Source organism: Nocardia inohanensis NBRC 100128 (assembly GCF_001612945.1).
Taxonomy (GTDB): Bacteria; Actinomycetota; Actinomycetes; order Mycobacteriales; family Mycobacteriaceae; genus Nocardia; species Nocardia inohanensis.
Genome location: NZ_BDBK01000002.1, coordinates 38672 through 55152 on the forward strand (window position 1 = coordinate 38672; position 16481 = coordinate 55152).

Annotated in this window: 15 protein-coding genes; 10 read left to right on the forward strand and 5 right to left on the reverse strand. The window is 66.0% G+C overall.

The genetic code is table 11. From position 1 onward, the window contains the following. The first annotated feature begins 26 nt into the window (after positions 1-26). From NI1_RS06635 to NI1_RS06660, 6 genes are all read left to right on the forward strand, one after another. The gene (locus NI1_RS06635) at positions 27-983 is read left to right on the forward strand and encodes a hexose kinase (RefSeq protein WP_245663113.1); all 957 of its coding nucleotides are present in this window, start codon (positions 27-29) and stop codon (positions 981-983) included. A 303-nt stretch (positions 984-1286) separates the two neighbouring features. Further along, a complete protein-coding gene (locus tag NI1_RS06640) occupies positions 1287-1637 on the forward strand; it encodes a hypothetical protein (RefSeq protein ID WP_067815629.1) in 351 nt (116 codons plus the stop codon). Between the two features lie 99 nt (positions 1638-1736). After that, positions 1737-2540: an ABC transporter ATP-binding protein gene (locus tag NI1_RS06645; protein WP_067815632.1), complete on the forward strand. Its 804-nt coding sequence runs from the start codon at positions 1737-1739 to the stop codon at positions 2538-2540. Beyond that, positions 2537-3304 carry an ABC transporter permease gene (locus tag NI1_RS06650; protein WP_067815635.1) on the forward strand — a complete coding sequence of 256 codons (768 nt, stop codon included), beginning with the start codon at positions 2537-2539 and terminating at the stop codon, positions 3302-3304. The genes NI1_RS06645 and NI1_RS06650 overlap by 4 nt, the downstream gene beginning before the upstream one ends. Further along, positions 3304-4110 (forward strand): ABC transporter permease, encoded by an 807-nt coding sequence (locus tag NI1_RS06655; protein WP_067817793.1) that lies wholly within the window; start codon positions 3304-3306, stop codon positions 4108-4110. Before NI1_RS06650 ends, NI1_RS06655 begins: the two co-directional genes overlap by 1 nt. An 84-nt stretch (positions 4111-4194) precedes the next feature. Next, positions 4195-5295: an ABC transporter substrate-binding protein gene (locus tag NI1_RS06660; protein ID WP_439957242.1), complete on the forward strand. Its 1101-nt coding sequence runs from the start codon at positions 4195-4197 to the stop codon at positions 5293-5295. 26 nt (positions 5296-5321) lie between these two features. Here the strand turns inward: NI1_RS06660 and NI1_RS06665 are convergent, their stop codons facing one another. Beyond that, complete coding sequence (locus NI1_RS06665) at positions 5322-6347, reverse strand: XdhC family protein (RefSeq protein WP_067815641.1); 1026 nt, start codon at positions 6345-6347, stop codon at positions 5322-5324. A 13-nt stretch (positions 6348-6360) separates the two neighbouring features. Next, positions 6361-7158 carry a nucleotidyltransferase family protein gene (locus NI1_RS06670; protein WP_067815644.1) on the reverse strand — a complete coding sequence of 266 codons (798 nt, stop codon included), beginning with the start codon at positions 7156-7158 and terminating at the stop codon, positions 6361-6363. A gap of 154 nt (positions 7159-7312) precedes the next feature. On the opposite strand from NI1_RS06670, the gene uraD reads away from it, so the two are divergent. Beyond that, entirely contained in the window at positions 7313-7816 is a 504-nt protein-coding gene (gene uraD / locus NI1_RS06675; protein ID WP_067817796.1) for a 2-oxo-4-hydroxy-4-carboxy-5-ureidoimidazoline decarboxylase, read from the forward strand. After that, positions 7813-8133, forward strand: a complete 321-nt coding sequence (gene uraH, locus NI1_RS06680) for a hydroxyisourate hydrolase (protein WP_067815647.1) — start codon at positions 7813-7815, stop codon at positions 8131-8133. The genes uraD and uraH overlap by 4 nt, the downstream gene beginning before the upstream one ends. 51 nt (positions 8134-8184) lie before the next feature. Here uraH and NI1_RS06685 read toward each other — a convergent pair whose 3' ends face one another. From NI1_RS06685 to NI1_RS06695, 3 genes are all read right to left on the reverse strand, one after another. Beyond that, the gene (locus NI1_RS06685; RefSeq protein ID WP_169815550.1) at positions 8185-10818 is read right to left on the reverse strand and encodes a tetratricopeptide repeat protein; all 2634 of its coding nucleotides are present in this window, start codon (positions 10816-10818) and stop codon (positions 8185-8187) included. 126 nt (positions 10819-10944) lie between these two features. Then, entirely contained in the window at positions 10945-12333 is a 1389-nt protein-coding gene (locus tag NI1_RS06690) for an alanine racemase (protein ID WP_245663114.1), read from the reverse strand. A 302-nt stretch (positions 12334-12635) separates the two neighbouring features. Beyond that, on the reverse strand, positions 12636-15317 hold the full coding sequence (locus NI1_RS06695; RefSeq protein ID WP_067815656.1) for an ATP-binding protein: 2682 nt from the start codon (positions 15315-15317) through the stop codon (positions 12636-12638). A 455-nt stretch (positions 15318-15772) separates the two neighbouring features. Between NI1_RS06695 and NI1_RS06700 the strand changes: the two genes are divergently transcribed. Further along, positions 15773-16132 carry a hypothetical protein gene (locus tag NI1_RS06700; protein ID WP_067815658.1) on the forward strand — a complete coding sequence of 120 codons (360 nt, stop codon included), beginning with the start codon at positions 15773-15775 and terminating at the stop codon, positions 16130-16132. Then, positions 16132-16386 (forward strand): hypothetical protein, encoded by a 255-nt coding sequence (locus NI1_RS06705; protein WP_067815662.1) that lies wholly within the window; start codon positions 16132-16134, stop codon positions 16384-16386. Before NI1_RS06700 ends, NI1_RS06705 begins: the two co-directional genes overlap by 1 nt. Positions 16387-16481: the final 95 nt, after the last annotated feature.

The following is a 16481-nucleotide window of genomic DNA, read 5'->3' on the forward strand; positions in this document are numbered from 1 at the left end:
GTGCCGCGCCGTGCAGAGTGGTACTGGTGATCCTCACCGTGACCATGAACCCGGCCTACGACATGACCTATCGGGTCGAGCATTTCGAGCGCGGCCGGGCGCATCGGGTGCGGTCGGTGGATCAGCGGCTGGGCGGGCGCGGCATCAATGTGACCCGGGTGCTGAACCAGCTGGGCAAGTACGCGCGCGCCACCGGCTTCGCCGATCACTCCTTCGCCGCCGCGGCGGAGCTCGAGATGCCGGTGGATTTCGTGCACGCGCTGCCGTGGGTCCGGCGCACCGTGGTGATCAGCGAATCCGATGACGGGACGGCGACCGCGCTGTGGGAGCCGGGCCCGCGGATCAGTGAACCGCACGCCGTCGACCAGCTGCGGGTGCGGGTGCGCGGGATGCTCTCGGCCATGAGCGGCATGGTCATCGCCGGCTCGCTGCCCGGCGGAGTGGGACCGGACATTCCAGCCGAGCTGGCCCGCACCGCGATTGCCGCCGGGGTGCCGACCATCTGCGATCTCGACGGCCCCGCGCTGGAGTTGGCGGCCCGGGTGCCCGGCATCGTGCTCACCCCGAACGACGAGGAACTGGAGCGGCTCACCGGTCGTCCCACGGAAACCGTCCCGGAGATCCTGGCGGCCGTGGAACCCCTCATCGCCGAGGGCGTGGCGGCCGTCATCGTCACCCGGGGCGGCGCGGGCATGATCGCGGTGACGCCGACGCGAGCCTGGTCGGCGGCATTGCCGCAACCGCTGGCGGGCAATCCGACCGGTGCGGGCGACGCCGCCGTGGCGGCGATCATCGCGGCGCTGGCCGTCGAGCCGGTCCCGGACTGGCCCGCCCTCCTGGTCGATGCCGTCGCGACTTCCGCTGCGGCCGTGGTGATTCCGGTCGCGGGCGAGATCGACCGGGTGCTGCGTGACCGCCTGTCACCGACCGTGCGAGTGCGAGAACTCGAGTTGGTCGCGGCCCGCCCGGCGGGCCTGGGCTGAGACCGGTCGGCCACCGTCCATCTCTCGTCAGCCCGCGCTCGGTCCTCGTCATCCCGGCGTGCTTTCGGCTGGGATCTCACCGGTAGCCGTGAGATTCCGGCCGAAAGCACGCCGGAATGACGGCATTGCGGCTGCCGGTGGAGCGGGCGTGCGTGGTAGGCGGGACGGTGCGTGCCTGAAATGTCCGTGTTGTGACGGCGGCGTGGTGGCATCGAACCGACCGTTCGCCCGCGTATGGTCGGGGAGATGTCGGAGCTACGGATGCCGCCCGATCCAGGGTCGGGGGTAGACGACAGTTATCGGATGCCGCGCACGGTGCGCGCGGCACAGTTCTTCGCGGTGGGGTTGGCCCTGGTGGGCGTGGTGTGCACGGGTTCCTCGGGGTGGCTGCTGGGGACCGAGGCGGCGATCTGGACGGCGGTGCCGTTCGTGCCCGCGTGGTTGCTGGGTCTGGTGGCGCTGACGTTCGGCTCGGTCGGGCAGTCCATCCGGATCGGCGCGATTCTGCTGGCCGCCATGAACATGTTGTGGACCGTGCCGTCGATCACCGACGGGCATCCACCCGGCCCGCTGGGGCCGATCGTGTCGCTGATCGTGATCGTCCTGCTGTTCCGCCCCGAGGCGCGGGACTGGTTCGAACCCGACCCGTGGTGAGCATTCGGTAGCCGGATCGGTCCCCTCGAAGTAACGAACGCGAAACCTCGTCTGCCGATTCGCAATCTGCGTGCAATTCCGGGCGCTTACCGTGACCCTATGAGTTCGGAAGTCGCGGCGGGCACGGGCATTCACATCAGCGGATTGAGCAAGACCTTCCGTTCCGGCCGGCGCACGGTGCAGGCACTGGACACGGTCGATCTGCACACCAAGGAGGGGGCGTTCCTTTCGCTGCTGGGTCCCTCCGGCTGCGGGAAATCCACCATTCTGCGCATCCTCGCGGGATTGGACACCCCCACCACGGGCACGGCCTCGATCAATGGCGAAAGCCCGGCGGAACTGCGCCGCCGGCACGAGTTCGGCATCGCCTTCCAGGATTCGGCGCTGCTGCCCTGGCGCAGTGTGGAATCCAATATCAAACTGCCATTGCAGGTGGCGGGCCTGCCGGTGGACTCGAAGCTGATCGCCGATCTGATCGAGCTGGTCGGCCTGGAGGGTTTCGAGAAGGCCAAACCCGCGCAGCTCTCCGGCGGTATGCGGCAACGGGTTTCGATCGCCCGCGCCCTGGTGGTGAAGCCCAAGGTGCTGCTGCTGGACGAACCCTTCGGCGCGCTCGACGATATGACCCGCCAGCGCCTCAACCTCGAGCTGCTGCGCATCTGGACCGAGAAACCCGCCACCACCCTGATGGTCACGCACGGCATCGCCGAGGCCGTCTTCCTCTCCGACGTGGTGGCCGTCATGAGCCCGCGCCCCGGCCGGGTGGTGGAGCTGGTCGATATCGATCTGCCCCGCCCGCGCACCCCGGAAATGATGCGCACCAGCGAATTCCACAAACTGCACGACTATCTCTCGGAGCTGCTCTTCGGCCGCAGCGGACAGGGCGGGGTGACGGCGGAATGAACCTGCGCGCGCAATTCTCGCTACCACGATTGGGCGGCCTGGCCGGAATTCTCGCCCTGCTGGCGGTCTGGGAACTACTGGCCGCCCTGCATGTCGCGGGCGGCACCGTGCCGGGCCCGTGGACGGTACTGCACACCATGTACACCGACGGCTGGGCGCTGTACGGCCCCAACTTCCGGATCACGGCCTGGGGTGCGCTGCAAGGCTTTCTGTGGGGGAATGCGCTGGCCATCGCGCTGGCGCTGCTGGTGGTGCTGATCCCGCCCATCGAAATGCTGGTCACCCAGCTGGCCATTCTCAGCTACTGCACCCCGCTGCTGGCGCTCGGCCCGATCATCCTGGTGGTCTTCGGCGGCCGCATGCCCACCGTGTTCCTGGCCGCCATGTACTGCTTCTTCCCGACCATGGTCGGCGTGGTGTCCGGACTGCGTTCGGCCGATGGCACCAGCCTCGATCTGGTCCGGGCCTACGGTGGCGGGCGCTGGCAGCAATTACGCCGGGTCCAGTTGATCGCGGCGCTGCCGAATACCTTGGCGGCGTTGAAGATCGCCGCGCCCTCGGCGGTGCTGGGCGCGATCATCGGCGAGTATCTGGGCGGCGTGGACAGCGGTATCGGCGTCGCGCTGACCGCCGCGCAGACCGCCTACAACGTGCCGCGCACCTGGGGCATGGCCCTGGCCGCCGCCGCGCTCGCCGGGCTCGGGTACGCGCTGGTGGCCGCGGTGGCGCGGTTCGCGGTGCCGTGGACCCGGGCGGAGGCGTGATGAGAACCCTCGACGTATTGCGACCCATCGGCAAATTCCTTTTGCCGCTTGCGATTTCGCTGATCCTGCTGGTCGCCATCTGGTACGGCTTCCTCCAGCTGTATCCCCAGGTCGGATTGGTGGGCAAGACGCCCGGCGAGGTCTGGACCTATCTGGTGACGGGGCCCGATGCCGACGGCGCGCGCCGGGTCATCTTCGACGAAATGCGAATCACCCTGCGCGACGCCACCGTCGGCTTCGGCGCGGGTATGGGTGCGGCGCTGCTGGTCGCCGCCCTGTTCGTCGGCGTACCCGCGGTCTCGGCGGCCTTCATGCCGGTGGCCACGCTGCTGCGCTCGGTGCCGCTGGTGGTGCTGACGCCGATCATCGTGCTGGTCTTCGGCCGCGGCACCCTGGGCGTGGCCGTGATGGCGGCGATCGTGGTGTTCTTCCCCGCCCTCGTCATGATCATGACCGGTTTGCAGACCGCACCCCGGCAGGCCATGGAACTGGTTGCCGCGTACGGCGGTTCGCGCTGGACCGGCCTGCGCATGGTCGCCGTCCCCGCCGCCCTGCCCTCGGTGTTCGCCGCCGCCCGCGTGTCGGTCCCCGGCGCGCTGATCGGCGCATTGCTCGGCGAATGGCTGGGCAGCGGCACCGGATTGGGCGCCGGCCTCATCCGCGCCATCCCCACTTTCCAATACAACCGGCTGTGGGCCTCGATCGCGCTGGTCACCGTGGTATCCGTGCTCGCCTACGCGATAGTCGGCGTGCTGGAGAACCTGGTCCTGGCCCGCTTCGCACCCGAACGGGGCCGGGATCGCTGAATTAGTTAACGCCTCGCACACAATTCGCTCCGCGAAAGCAAAATATCCGAAACGGAAACCTCCTAGATTCGGCGCATGAGTCGTATGTCCAGGCCGCGCCCGGCCACGCAGTTTTCCATGGATCGCCGATCCTTCCTCCGCTACGCCGGGCTCACCGGCGCGGTGGTCGGCGGGGCCGGGGTGCTCGCCGCCTGCGGCAAGGATTCCTCGGGTTCCGGCAACGGCACCACCCAGGACGGTTCGAAGTTCGGCACCGTCGCGGTGCAGCTGTCCTGGCTCAAGAACATCGAATTCGCGGGTGAGTACTTCGCCGACGCCCGGGGATATTTCAAGGAAGCCGGCTTCGGCTCGGTGAATCTCATCGCGGGCGGTGCCGCCAGCACCTCGGTGGAGGCCGGGCTGGGCACCGGCAAGATCTGGATCGGGCTGTCCGCGCCGCAGACCACCGCGCCCGCCGTGCTGGAGGGGTTGAACGCCAAGATCGTCGGCACCACGTATCAGAAGAACCCGTTCTGCATCGTCAGCTCCGCGGGCAAGCCGATCACCAGCCCGGCGGATATGAAGGGCCGCAAGATCGGCGTGCAGGACACCAATCAGCTGATCTTCAATGCCCTGCTCGCGGCCAACAATATGACGCCGAAGGACGTCACCATCGTGCCCGCGCAGTACGATCCGACGCCGCTGGCCAACGGTGAGGTGGACGGGTGGGTCAGCTATCTGACCAATGAGCCGATCACCTTGAGCGCCAAGGGATTCGCCAATACCAATTTCCTGTTCGCCGATTACGGGCTGCCGCTGGTGGCGGAGACCATGACGGTGAGCCAGCAGACCATCGACAAGGAGCGGGACAAGCTGAAGGCGTTCCTGGCCGCCGAGATCAAGGGCTGGCGGGACGCGGTGGCGAATCCGGCGGAAGCGGCGCGGCTGGCGGTGGAGGTCTACGGCAAGGATCAGCGGCTCGACTTGGAGGAGCAGAAGAAGGAGGCCGCCGCGCAGAACGGGCTGGTGGTTTCCCCGGACACCGTTGTCAACGGGTTGTTCACCATGACCGACGAACTCGTCGCCGCGAATATTTCGGCGCTGGCCAAAGCGAAGATCGATATCAAGGCCGAGCGGTTGTTCGATTTGTCGGTGCTGAAAGAGGTGTACGCCGAGCATCCGGAGCTGAAACAGCCCGCGGCATAGTCACGGCGGGGGTGCCCGCGGCTCGCCTAGCGGACGAGGGTGGGGCGGCGGATAGCGGAATGCATTGCGGCCGAATGGGATACGCCGGATGCGTCATTGCGCACCGCCACCAGTTCCGCCGCGATGGCGAGCGCGGTCTCGGCCGGGGTGCGGGCGCCCAGGTCGAGACCGGCGGGGGAGTGCAGGCGGGACAGGGTGGCGGCGTCGAAACCGCCGGCCTGCAAGGCTTCCAGCCGATGCGTATGCGCTGAGCCCGAGCCGAAGGCGGCCAGGTAACCCAGCTCGGGTAGTCGCAGTGCGATGGTGAGCAGCGGTATCTCGAACTTGGCGTCGTGCGAGAGCACCACCAGCGAAGTGTCGGAACCGATCTCACCGGCGGAGGCGAGAGTGTTCAGGTAGCGGTGCGGCCAGTCGACCACCACCTCGCAGCCCGGGTACGCCTCGGGATTGGCGAAGGTGGGGCGGGCGTCGACGACCGTCACCCGGTAGCCCAGCAGCAGCAATTGGGTGGCGAGCGCGGACGCGAAAGCATTGGCGCCCACCAGGATTACCCGCGGCGGGCGGGTGAAGGACGCCACGAACACATCCGAATCCGGCAGTGACACCAATTCGGTGCCGTGCTTGCGATCGGTGACGAGATGCTGCCCGATCACCTCCGGATCCGAATGCCACACCACCGTGAAAACGGTGACCTGACGCTGTGCCGCGATATCGGCCGCCACATTCGGGAATTCCGGGAAATGCCGCCGCGAGAACGGTTCCGCGAACACGTCCAGCATGCCGCCGCAGTCCATGCCCGCGTCGAGCCCGCTGCCCGGACCGAAGCGCTGCAAGCCGCGCCGGCCGGTGCGCGCCGCCTCCACCGCCGCCTCGTAGGCCGCGGCCTCCGCGCAGCCCGCCGACACCGAACCGAATGCCCGCCCGTCGGCGTCCACCACCATGGCGGCCCCGATCGGAACGGGCGCCGACCCTTGCGTCCGCACCAGCGTGGCCAATCCGGCCGTGCGCCCGCTGTGCCAAATCCGCAAAAGGTCGTCGACGATTTCCCGCATCACCAGCTCCAGATCATCGTGCGCCGCTGCGCGGATAGTCCTGATCCAACCCCGTCGCGAGGTCGTCGCACGTGACGCACACCATATCCGCTCGTTGCCGCAAATAACTACCGGCCCCTGAATTTCCATGAGCCGCAGCCGAAACCCCCGCCCAGTGCCCCCGGCCGAGTACCACCGGATGCCCCGGCATGCCCCCGAAGACCGCTCGCGCCAGCCCGCTCTCGGCCTCCCGCGCGGCCGCGATCACCCGCGCGACCACATCGCCGCCCACGTCCGGCGTATCCACCGGCATGATCGCCACGAACTCCGCGATGGCCGAATCGTTCACTTCCGGTATTGCGAGCCGCGGGGTCGATGACAGTTGTTCGCGTTGCGAACTGGAACTACCGGCCGCAGCATTCCGCGTGGCAGCAATCCCCGGGTCAGTATTCCGCTCGGTGTCTTTCCGTGCCGCAAATGATGGCTTCCGCCCGGTGGCGGCCGCATTCGCGGCGGCGACGGCGGCGAGGCCCGCGCGCATCGAGGCGCTGAGGCCGGTTGCCCAGTCCGCCGCCCAGACCGGAATCACGCCGTCCGGGAGCGCGATACGCGGGTTTCGGGAGACCACCCAGCGTGGTTCGGACCCGGCTTCGGCGGGCTGGGCGGGGCCGGTCGCGCCGAGCACCACGAAGACCCGTCCGCAGCCGCCGTCGCGTAGGGCACGCACCGCCGACTCCACCCACGCGCCGTCTTCGGCCAGCACTTTCGGCATCCCGTAGCGGGTGCCCGCACCGGCCGCGAGCACGATTCCGTCGCAGCGTAGGGGGGTCATGCGGGCAGGGTAACTCCGTGCCGGACAGTTCGCTTACCGAGCCCGCCGAGACTGTGCGGACTCACAGCTCCGGCCGCGAAATGCTGCGCGTTCGCCGAGGCGATCCGGTCGCGTCGGCTGGCGGCGGCGGTTGCCATGGCCGATGCTGGAGAGGATGGCTGACACAGGAATCGGGATATCGGAATTCGACGCGCTGCCGGAACCCGCGGCCGTCGCACAGTTGCTCACTTGCTGCGCAGCGCCGGACTGGGCGCGGGCGGTGGCGGCGAAACGTCCGTACGGAACCGCGGAAGCACTGTTCGAAGCGGCCGACGCGGCTCTGGCCGGGGTGGACGAGGCACAGATCGAACTGGCCATGGCCGGGCATCCCCGAATCGGCGAGCGGCCGGACAATGCGAACTCGGCTCGTGAGCAGGCCGGGATGGCGAGCGCCGGGGACGCGGTGCGCGCGGCCATCGCGGACGGGAATCGAGAGTACGAGGCCAAGTTCGGGCATGTCTACCTGGTGTGTGCCACCGGGCTGACCCCGGAACGGCTGCTGGCAATTCTCACCGAGCGGCTCGGGAACACCGCTGCTGACGAAAGGCGAATCGTGCGAACGGAATTGGCGAAGATCAACCGGATCCGGCTGGGCCGCATGATCGGCGCGGACGCATGAGCTCGCTCAGCACCCACGTGCTGGACGCGGTCCGGGGCGCACCGGCGACTGGGGTCGCGGTGACGCTGTTCGATTCGGGCGGAAACGAATTGGCCTCCGGCAGCACCGACGCGGACGGCCGCGTCGGAGCACTGGGACCCGACCTGTCGCCGGGCATCCATCGGCTGGTCTTCGGCACCGCCGACTACTTCGCGGCACAGGGCGTAGACGCCTTCTATCCGGAAGTGAGCATCGCGTTCACGGTGGGCTCGGAGCGGCACTATCACGTGCCATTGCTGTTGTCCCCCTTCGCGTACTCCACCTACCGGGGCAGCTGATCCCATGGGCGACGGCATCGCCCTGGTTATCGAAGGCTGCGCCGGGGGGGCTTACCCGGTGGGACTCGTGGCCGCGCCCTCGGCATCGAGTTCGTCGAGTTCCCTCCGGACCTGCTCGGCGACCTTGACGCCCATGCCCTCGTAGAGCGTCAGGGCGCGTTGCAGGAAATCGCGGGCCCGGGGATGGTGTTTGCGGCCGAAGGCCAGAGCGTTGTGCGCCAGCGCTCGCCAGGCATCGGCCTCACCGTGCGGGTCACCGTAGCGGCGGGCGACGGCCAGGGATTCGGAGTAGAAGCCCTGGGCGGCGTCCAGGTCCTTGCGATCGCGTTCGATATGCCCCATGCCGCGCAGCGCGTCGGCTTGCAGCAGGCTGTCCTGGATCTCCCGGGCGATTTCGAGCGCTTCATCGAATTGCGCACGCGCCGTGTCGAAGTCGGCCAGTTTGCGGTGGATGTCGCCGATGCCCCAGAGTGACCAGCCGCGGCTGTAGGAGTCGTCGATCTCTAGTGCGATGGCCAGCGCCGCGTCGTAGTAGATGCGCGCGGTGTCCTTGTCGCCGCCGGTCCGCTCCAGATGGCCGAGACCGCGCAGGGCATCGCCCTCGAATTTCGGGTTCTCCAATTGGCGGGCGATGGCGAGCACATCGGCGTAGGCGTCGCGGGCGTGCGGGTAGTCGCCGATGTGCCGGGTCACTTCGGCGTATCCCCACAGCGCGGAGGCCATGCGCAGTGGGTCCGAGGTGGCCGAGGCGATGGCGTGCGCTTCCTTGAAACAGCGTGAGGCGATGTCGTAATCGCAGGCCAGGCGGTGCACCGTGCCCAGGCCGTACAGCACATCGCACTGCTCGACCCGGTCGCCGGTGCCGCGCGTGATGTCCAGTGCGCGCACGAACAACCAGCGGGCGTCGGTCCAGTGCCCCAGCCCGGACAGGTGGGAGGCCAAAAGCCTTGCCAGCTTCCCGGTTTCGGCTCCGGAACCCGCGGCCCGTACGCAGCCGAGCAGCATCTCCCGCTCGCGGGTGAGCCAGGTGCGCGCCTCCCGCAGCTTGGCGTCGTCGTCCGCGTTCAATGGATTGGGGAAGGTGCCGGCCAGGTCGAAAGGTCGTGGTGCGCCCACCATTCCGGCTATTCGCAGGCTGTAGCGAATCAGTCGCCCGATCGCCGCGGCATGATCGCCGGGCAGATCCTCCAGCGCCGCCTGGGTGCGCGCGAACAGCCTCGTCACATCGTGGATGCGATAGCGCGGCCCGCGCGGCCCGGATTCGGCCGGATCCAGCAGTCCGACCTCGAAGATGCGGCGGATCAGCACATTCGCGTTCGCCACCGACATATCGCCGATGGCGGCCAGGGTTTCCGCGCTGATCTCCGAACCGGGGAACCAGCCCAGCAACCGCACCGCCCGGCGCAGCTCGGCGTCCGGCAGCCGCTGATACGACAATTCGAAAGCGGCACGCAGGGTTTCGCCCTCGGCCGAGAAACGCGCCAGAATATCCGCCGCCGGTGATTCCTCCGCGGCCGACGCCCGCCGCAGCCGATCGGAGAGCTCCTGGAAATCCTGGTCGGCGGCCGCGAGCATATCCGCGCCACCGTGCGCGAGCTGACCGGCGATCAAACGCAAGGCCAGCGGCAGCCGCCCCGCCGTCTCCAGAATCCGCCGCACCGCCTGCACGTCGTAATCCGGCGGCAGGTGGCTCAGCGTCACCAGCAGCTCCTCCGCCTCGGCGCGCGGCATGGCATCCAATTGCAGCGGCGGTGCGGCGCCGGTGAGCCCGGTCAGCTTGTGCCGGCTGGTGATCAGCACGAAACAGCCCGGCGCGTTCGGGATCAGATCGCGAATCTGCTTGCTCTCCAGCACATTGTCGAAAACGATCAGCATCCGCTTGTCGCGCATCTCCTCCTGCCAGCGCTCCGCACGCCGGGTGAGATCGGCTTCGATGGTCTCCGGGTGCACGCCGCGCCGCAGCAACAACTGCTCCAGCACCCCCGTCGGCGTCCGGGGCGCGCGCCCCTCGGAATGCCCGCGCAGATCCTCCCAGATGCACCCGTCCGGATACGCGCCCGCGAACTCCTCGATCAACCTGCGAACCAGCGCGGTCTTGCCCGTCCCGGCCAGCCCGTTCACCACCTGCACCACCGGCCGATTCGACGCCAGCTGTTCCCGCACCCGCTGCCCCAGCACCGCCAGCTCATGTTGCCGCCCGATGAAAATCATGGCGGCGGAAGGCATCCCGTGCCCCCGCGGCGAAGCCGTGCACCGCTCGGCCACCGCATCCCGATACGACAGCACCTCCCCGCTGGGCATCGCGACCAGATCCATGGTGTCCACCAACTGATCCCAGCTGGTCCGATAGATCGTGGCCAGATACCGCAGCACCTCCACCGTCGGCCGCGGCCGATTCCGCGCCGCCCCCCGCACCCCCGGCCACGACTCGTACTCCGAGATCCGGCTGGCCTTCATCGGCGCACTCGGTTTCCCGGTCAGCCGATTGAACTCATCCGCCACCTCCTGCTGCGTCAACTCGTTCGCCAGCCGCCACGCCTTCCGCGGCCGGCACCCCCGCGCCCGCAGCTCCGTCGCCAACGGCTCCAGCAACTCGTTCTCCCGCAGCCCCGTCGCCACCAGAATCCGCCGCAACTCCTTGCGTGCGTCCGCGCCATGAACGTCGGAATCACCATTCACTGCCACGGTGCGCCTCCCGAGCCCGGCGGCCGTACGGAATCGGTCGCCCCCCGATGTGAATATTTCCTTGGTACCGCGCATGTTTCAGCAGTTCAAGGCGGTTCGGGGGTGATATAGCTGTGGGAGGCCGCCTTACGAAGTGCTGTCGTCGAAGCGGTAGGTCAGTTTGTTGCCCTCGGTCCGCCACACGACCACTTTCGGTGGGGTCTGGAGTTCGTGGAAGGCTGATTCATTGCTGTCCATCTGGTAGCCGGCCGTGTTCAGGTACATGAGGAGATCACCCGTTTCGGCACGACGGCCGAGCGGAATACGCCGACGGCTGAGCATGTCGGACTCCAGGCAGGTCGCACCACCGACGCAGGTGGGCACGGCAGCTGCAGATTCGATCGATAATGGCCACAGGACCGGATCAGGCAAGAACTCACTCTCGAACCACTGCTCGGAGAGGCTGAGGCTGGTGCCGTTCACAGTGAGTATGTCGTACGGAAAGTCATGGGCCTGACGTGTTTTCCTGCCCTGAACCTGAAACACAGTGCTACCCGCGCCTGCCAGCAAGGCACGGCCGGGTTCGATCACCAGGTGGATCTGTTCCATGCGGAGTCGATGCTCGAGATCGTTGTGTTCGAGGATGGCCCGCAGCATGTCCGGGCCGGGTGTCTCGCAATGGTAGGGGTAGTAGGAATCCAACGTAGGTCCGCGGTCGCCGTGAAACCACAACCGGCTGTAGTTCGTCGAGAACTCAGACCAGTCGTCCTTGGAAACGTAGCCGACACTGAAGCCGCCGCCGATAGAGATGACGCTGGCTGGATGTCCCTGCTCACGTGCGCGCAGGCAGCGATCGATGAGGTTGTGTGCCAGTTCGGCTCGGGGCGCAGGGTCGTAACCCGGAAGATGGAAGCTGAACCCGTTCAGCTGCACCGACTCGTTATCGATTTTTTCGAGTGCCACTGCGATTTCATGGTTGGTCATTCCGAATCGGCTGTTGGATTCCGGCGGGAGGACACGAAGCACGATCCGCGTTGGGCTCGAAGCGTCATCCGCACGTTCGCGCTGGGCCAGGTGCGAGATTTCGTCGAGGTGGTCGATGGCGATCACTGCGCCATGGTGGGCGGCGAGTTCGAGCAACTCATGGGACTTGGCGGGTCCGGTAACCATGAGGTTCTCGCCGAGTACACCGCCTGCCAGAGCAGCCTTCAGCTCACCTACGCTGGAAACGTCGACGCCCGCATCGGTTTGCGCGCAGGCAGTCACCGCGCACGCGGCCTTGTTTGCCTTCTTTCCGTAGCGTATGAGACCGGTAACGCCCTTGTCTGCGAACACCTTCTGAAACCCGCGAATATTGTCGGCGATCTGTTCCGGGAACATGATGTGGAATGGCCCGCCGACCTTATCGGCGATAGCCCGCAATAGATCGTTGTCGCGCAGTAGCTGGTCTTCCCAGTCGGTGCGGAGAGCCCGCATCTGTCGAGCGGTGATGGGAGTTTTTGCCACAGGGTTGGCGGTAGCGACCGGTGACTGCACGGGGGGCGGATTCCTCTCCACGCTTGCGCGTGCGTTAATTGTCCGAATTTGTCTTTTTGTGGTCCGTCGTACAGGCCGAGATTTTGTAGCCGAAGACTAACTGGCAATCGACGATGTCGTGTCACTTCGGCTCAATGATCTTGCAGGTAGGCCTTTCCGGCCAAGATCGAACTCGCGTATCCGTTGAGAAGTGTTGTACCGCAACCGATTTAGTGCCCAAATCGGCTTCGGGCGACCATGAGTATGGCATGTTGTAGCAGGTTATGCCAGTCTTGCCTAAGTTCGAATTTCTGGGTATCTGTCTAGCTAGTCCGGCCCGCCGCGAGCCGTACATCCAGCTCGTTCAAGATCCGTCGTATCGCGTCGTAAGATACTGCGTCCACTCCTTCATGCAGCGCCAGAGCTCTATTCAGGTACAGCAATGCGCCAGATTTGTCCCGAGCTCTGATTGCAAGCATGCCGAGTGCACGGTAAGCGTCGGCCTCACCCTCGATATCGGAGGTCTTCTCCGCCAGCCCGAGGGACTCCAGGTATCGAAGCCTGGCCTCCTCGAACATCAAGAGGTCTCGCCGTACATGTCCGAAGCCACGCAGCACATCCACGTTCAGGAGGGTGTCGCAGATGTCTCGCGCAATTCCCAGCGCTTCTTCGAGATTGCGTTGTGCGGTAATGAATTCCCCGCGACCACGGGCATTGCCGGCCAGACCCCACATTGCCCAGCCCTGGCTGTACGGATCGTGGAGCTGTAGCGATAGCGAGTAGGACTCGGCATAGCGGTCGCGGCTGGAGTCGAACTGCCGCGTAATGCGATCCAGATGCCCGAGTTCCCGCAGCGTATCGCACAGACACAGTGGATGATCCAAGGTGCGGGCGATGTCGAGCACTTCCTGTGACTCGGAGCGTGAGAGCTCGTACTGGCCTTGATGGCGCGCGATCACCGCTTTGCCGAGGAGCGCGGAGGCGGCTCGCGCTCGATCGCGCAACGCGACCGCGACCTTGTATGCGCGGTCGAAACAGTCAGCGGCGCGATCGTATTCGCGGACCAGCTTCCACACATGGCCCAGGCAGTGCAGGGCATCGCACTCTGCTTCCCGATCACCCAGAGCCGCGTTGATCCGGCATGCACGCTCCGCCAAGTCCTGTGCGTCGGTCCATTTGCCTAGCATCGAGAACTGCGCGGCCAGCAGATCAGCCAGTTCGGCCGTGTCGGAGTCTTGATCTGCGACGCTGACACAGCTCAACAAAGTGTGGCGTTCCTCGTCGAACCAATGCTGCATGCGAAACACGGCGGCATTCGGATTCACCGGCGATTGGGTTGGCGAGTCACGGTGCGTATCGAACGGCCGGGGCTTTCCGATCTTCCGGGCCACCGTGAGGTAGTGCTGACGGAGCCTATCGATTGCGGCGGTGCGCTCACCCGTGTTGGAGGCATCGGCACGACCACGTGCATAGAGCTGCGGCAGATCGTGAATGCGATAACGCTGGGGCTGGCCTGGACGACTGTCTACCTCGTCCAGGAGACCGGCGTCCCGCAATTGCTGCATCAACCCTGCGACGACTTTGGGTGGCTGCTGCGCCATGGCGGCGAACGCATCGAGTGTGATCACCGGACTTGGGAACCAACCCACCAGTCTTAGGATCCGTCGTGAATCCTCATTAGGCAGACGTTGATATGACAGATCGAATGCGGCGCAAACGGTCTCGTGTTCCGATGAGAATCTGTCGAGAATGAGGTTGGCGGTGCTCTCTCCGGCTGGTAGCTCGCTGATCGGGCGCGCCAGTTGCTCGATTTTCTCGGCGAATTCCGCCGAAATCGCAGTCAGCATATGGGGTCCGTAATGTGCCAGCTGGCCTGCCAGCAGGCGTATCGGCAGCGGCAGGCCATCCGCGATCCGCAGGATCCGCTGCACTGCTTCGTGATCCGAGTCCGGCCCCAGACGGCCGAGGGTGCGCAACAATTCCTCGGCTTCGTCGTAGTCCAGGGGCTCGAGATGCAGCGGCTTCACACCGACCCGGCCCGCTAGATTCGTCAGGCGATGGCGGCTGGTGACTACCACGACGCTTCCCGACGTATCGGGAAGCAAGGGACGCACCTGTTTGCTGTCGAGAGCGTTGTCGAAAACGATCAGCATCCGCCGGTCAGCGGTTTCCTTGCGCCAGCGTTCGGAATACCGCGCCTGATCCGCAGGAATAGGTGGTGTCAGACCTCGGTGCACTAGAAGTTCTTCCAAGGCTTGGACTGGATGGCTCGGCTCGCGGTCGGGATCGTGGCCGTGCAGGTCTTGCCAGATGACGCCACCCTCGAAGTTGTCGGCGAAGTCCCGGACCAGGCGGCGCGCCAACGTAGTTTTGCCGACTCCGGCTAGCCCACTGATCAGAATGATTTGCGGGGCATCGCCCGACGCGGTCGCGAGATGCCGGCGGACCGCCGCCAGCGCCTCACGTCGACCGACAAAGGGCGCCCCGCCGATCACTACGTTCTCGACCGGTCCGGTGATGACAGTAGGAGTGCGGGCTCGGCCGGCCGCTGCGAGATACGCGTCCCGCACCGGGGCCGACATGTGTTGTAGATCGTCGAAATCGACGAGATGATCCCAGGTGGTGCCGTATATGTGCGCGAGCAACTGCCACTCGCGGACGGATGGCTCAGGATTGCACTTGCCGCCCGCAGTGCGCGCGGGCCACGTCTCGATCTCCGATAGCCGTGGCCCTTTCATTCGCGGGTTGCCCTGAACCGCAGACGAATCGAACATGTCGAGCGCAGAATTGTATTGCTCGGCGGCCTCGACCTGACTCAGCCGGAAGGCCTTACGCCAAGCCGTACGGGGCCGGCAGCCACGACGGATCAGCTCGAATGCCAAGGGCCACTTCGATGCCTGGTCGTTGAGACCGAGGGCCTGCAACGAGTCCTCGAGTCGACGGATCTCACGTGCGGTGACATCACCGGAACCGGCCAGTTCCGTCCGGACGCCGCGTTCTGGCATGGGGACCTCCCGCTCCGTCCCGCCATACGTGACCTCGACCCCGGACCATGTATCTCATTGGTAGACACTGGAATTTGAGATCGCAAGGCCAGATCGCGAAGTGTCTTGTCCGATTTGAACCCGGGACCGGAACGGGAGCGAATCGTTGCCGGGAACGACTGCGGCCAGAGGGTATTCAGTGCGGCGTTGACCGTGCCGTGACCTGGTTCGTCGTCCGTCCTGGATCGGGCATGTAGATCCTGCGCCAATGGGCTAAGAAACCGGCCGCATGTCGGATGTACTCGCAGGTCAGGGCAGGTGTGACGCGCCAAGAAATCGCTTGTGCAGCAGGAAGAATCGTGACCGCAGAATCGTGTTTCATTGACTACAGCGGGTGCGCCGCGAACGAAGCAAACCCTCATAACTCGTGCACCTAGTACAGAGACAGGTTCACGAGAAGACGAAAGATCGAGCAGATGGCAATCACAATCTCGGAATGGTTGATAACCAGTGACATAGCGTGCGAGGCGGCGTATCGCGTCGACGTACCCGAACCGGAGCGGGGTCGGTGGGTGCTGTCCTATCTGCCGACCGGCATACGACTCTCCCGGGAGCAGGCCTTGGCCGGCGTGGTGCTGGCCGAGCTCATCATGCTCGAATTGCTCGGGCCGGAAGGCGGATTCGACAGCGAGATGGCGGTGCTGCACGCCGGAGTCCTCGGCATGTCGCTCACCGACGTCATGTGTTTGCTCGCGCTGCGCTGCCGGGTCGCCGACACCGACGACGAGGAGACGGCTTTGCTGCCTACCGTTTACGTCGGAGAAGCGAGCAGCTGATGTTCGAATTCTTCGATATCGGCCCTGTCATTTTCGTCCTGCCGTTCCGTCGGGTGAGCGCCGCCTGGTTCTTCGGATTGTTCGCGGCGGTGCTCGGATTCGGGGTGCTGGTCTTGCTGGTCGTGGCGACGGGTTGCGGAGGGGGCAGCACCGCGGATCTCGAGCAGCGCGGCGTCTCGCAGACACGGGTAGCCGGGGAGTGCTACCCGTTCTGCGGGACGACCCCGACCCGGCTACTTTCTTCGGAAGAGTAACGGGTTTGAAACAGGTGCGGGGATTTCCGCAATCCCCGCGCAACCCAGCCCTTCTAGGCTGGAAACATCCCATCTCTCGGGGCTATCGGGGCGTC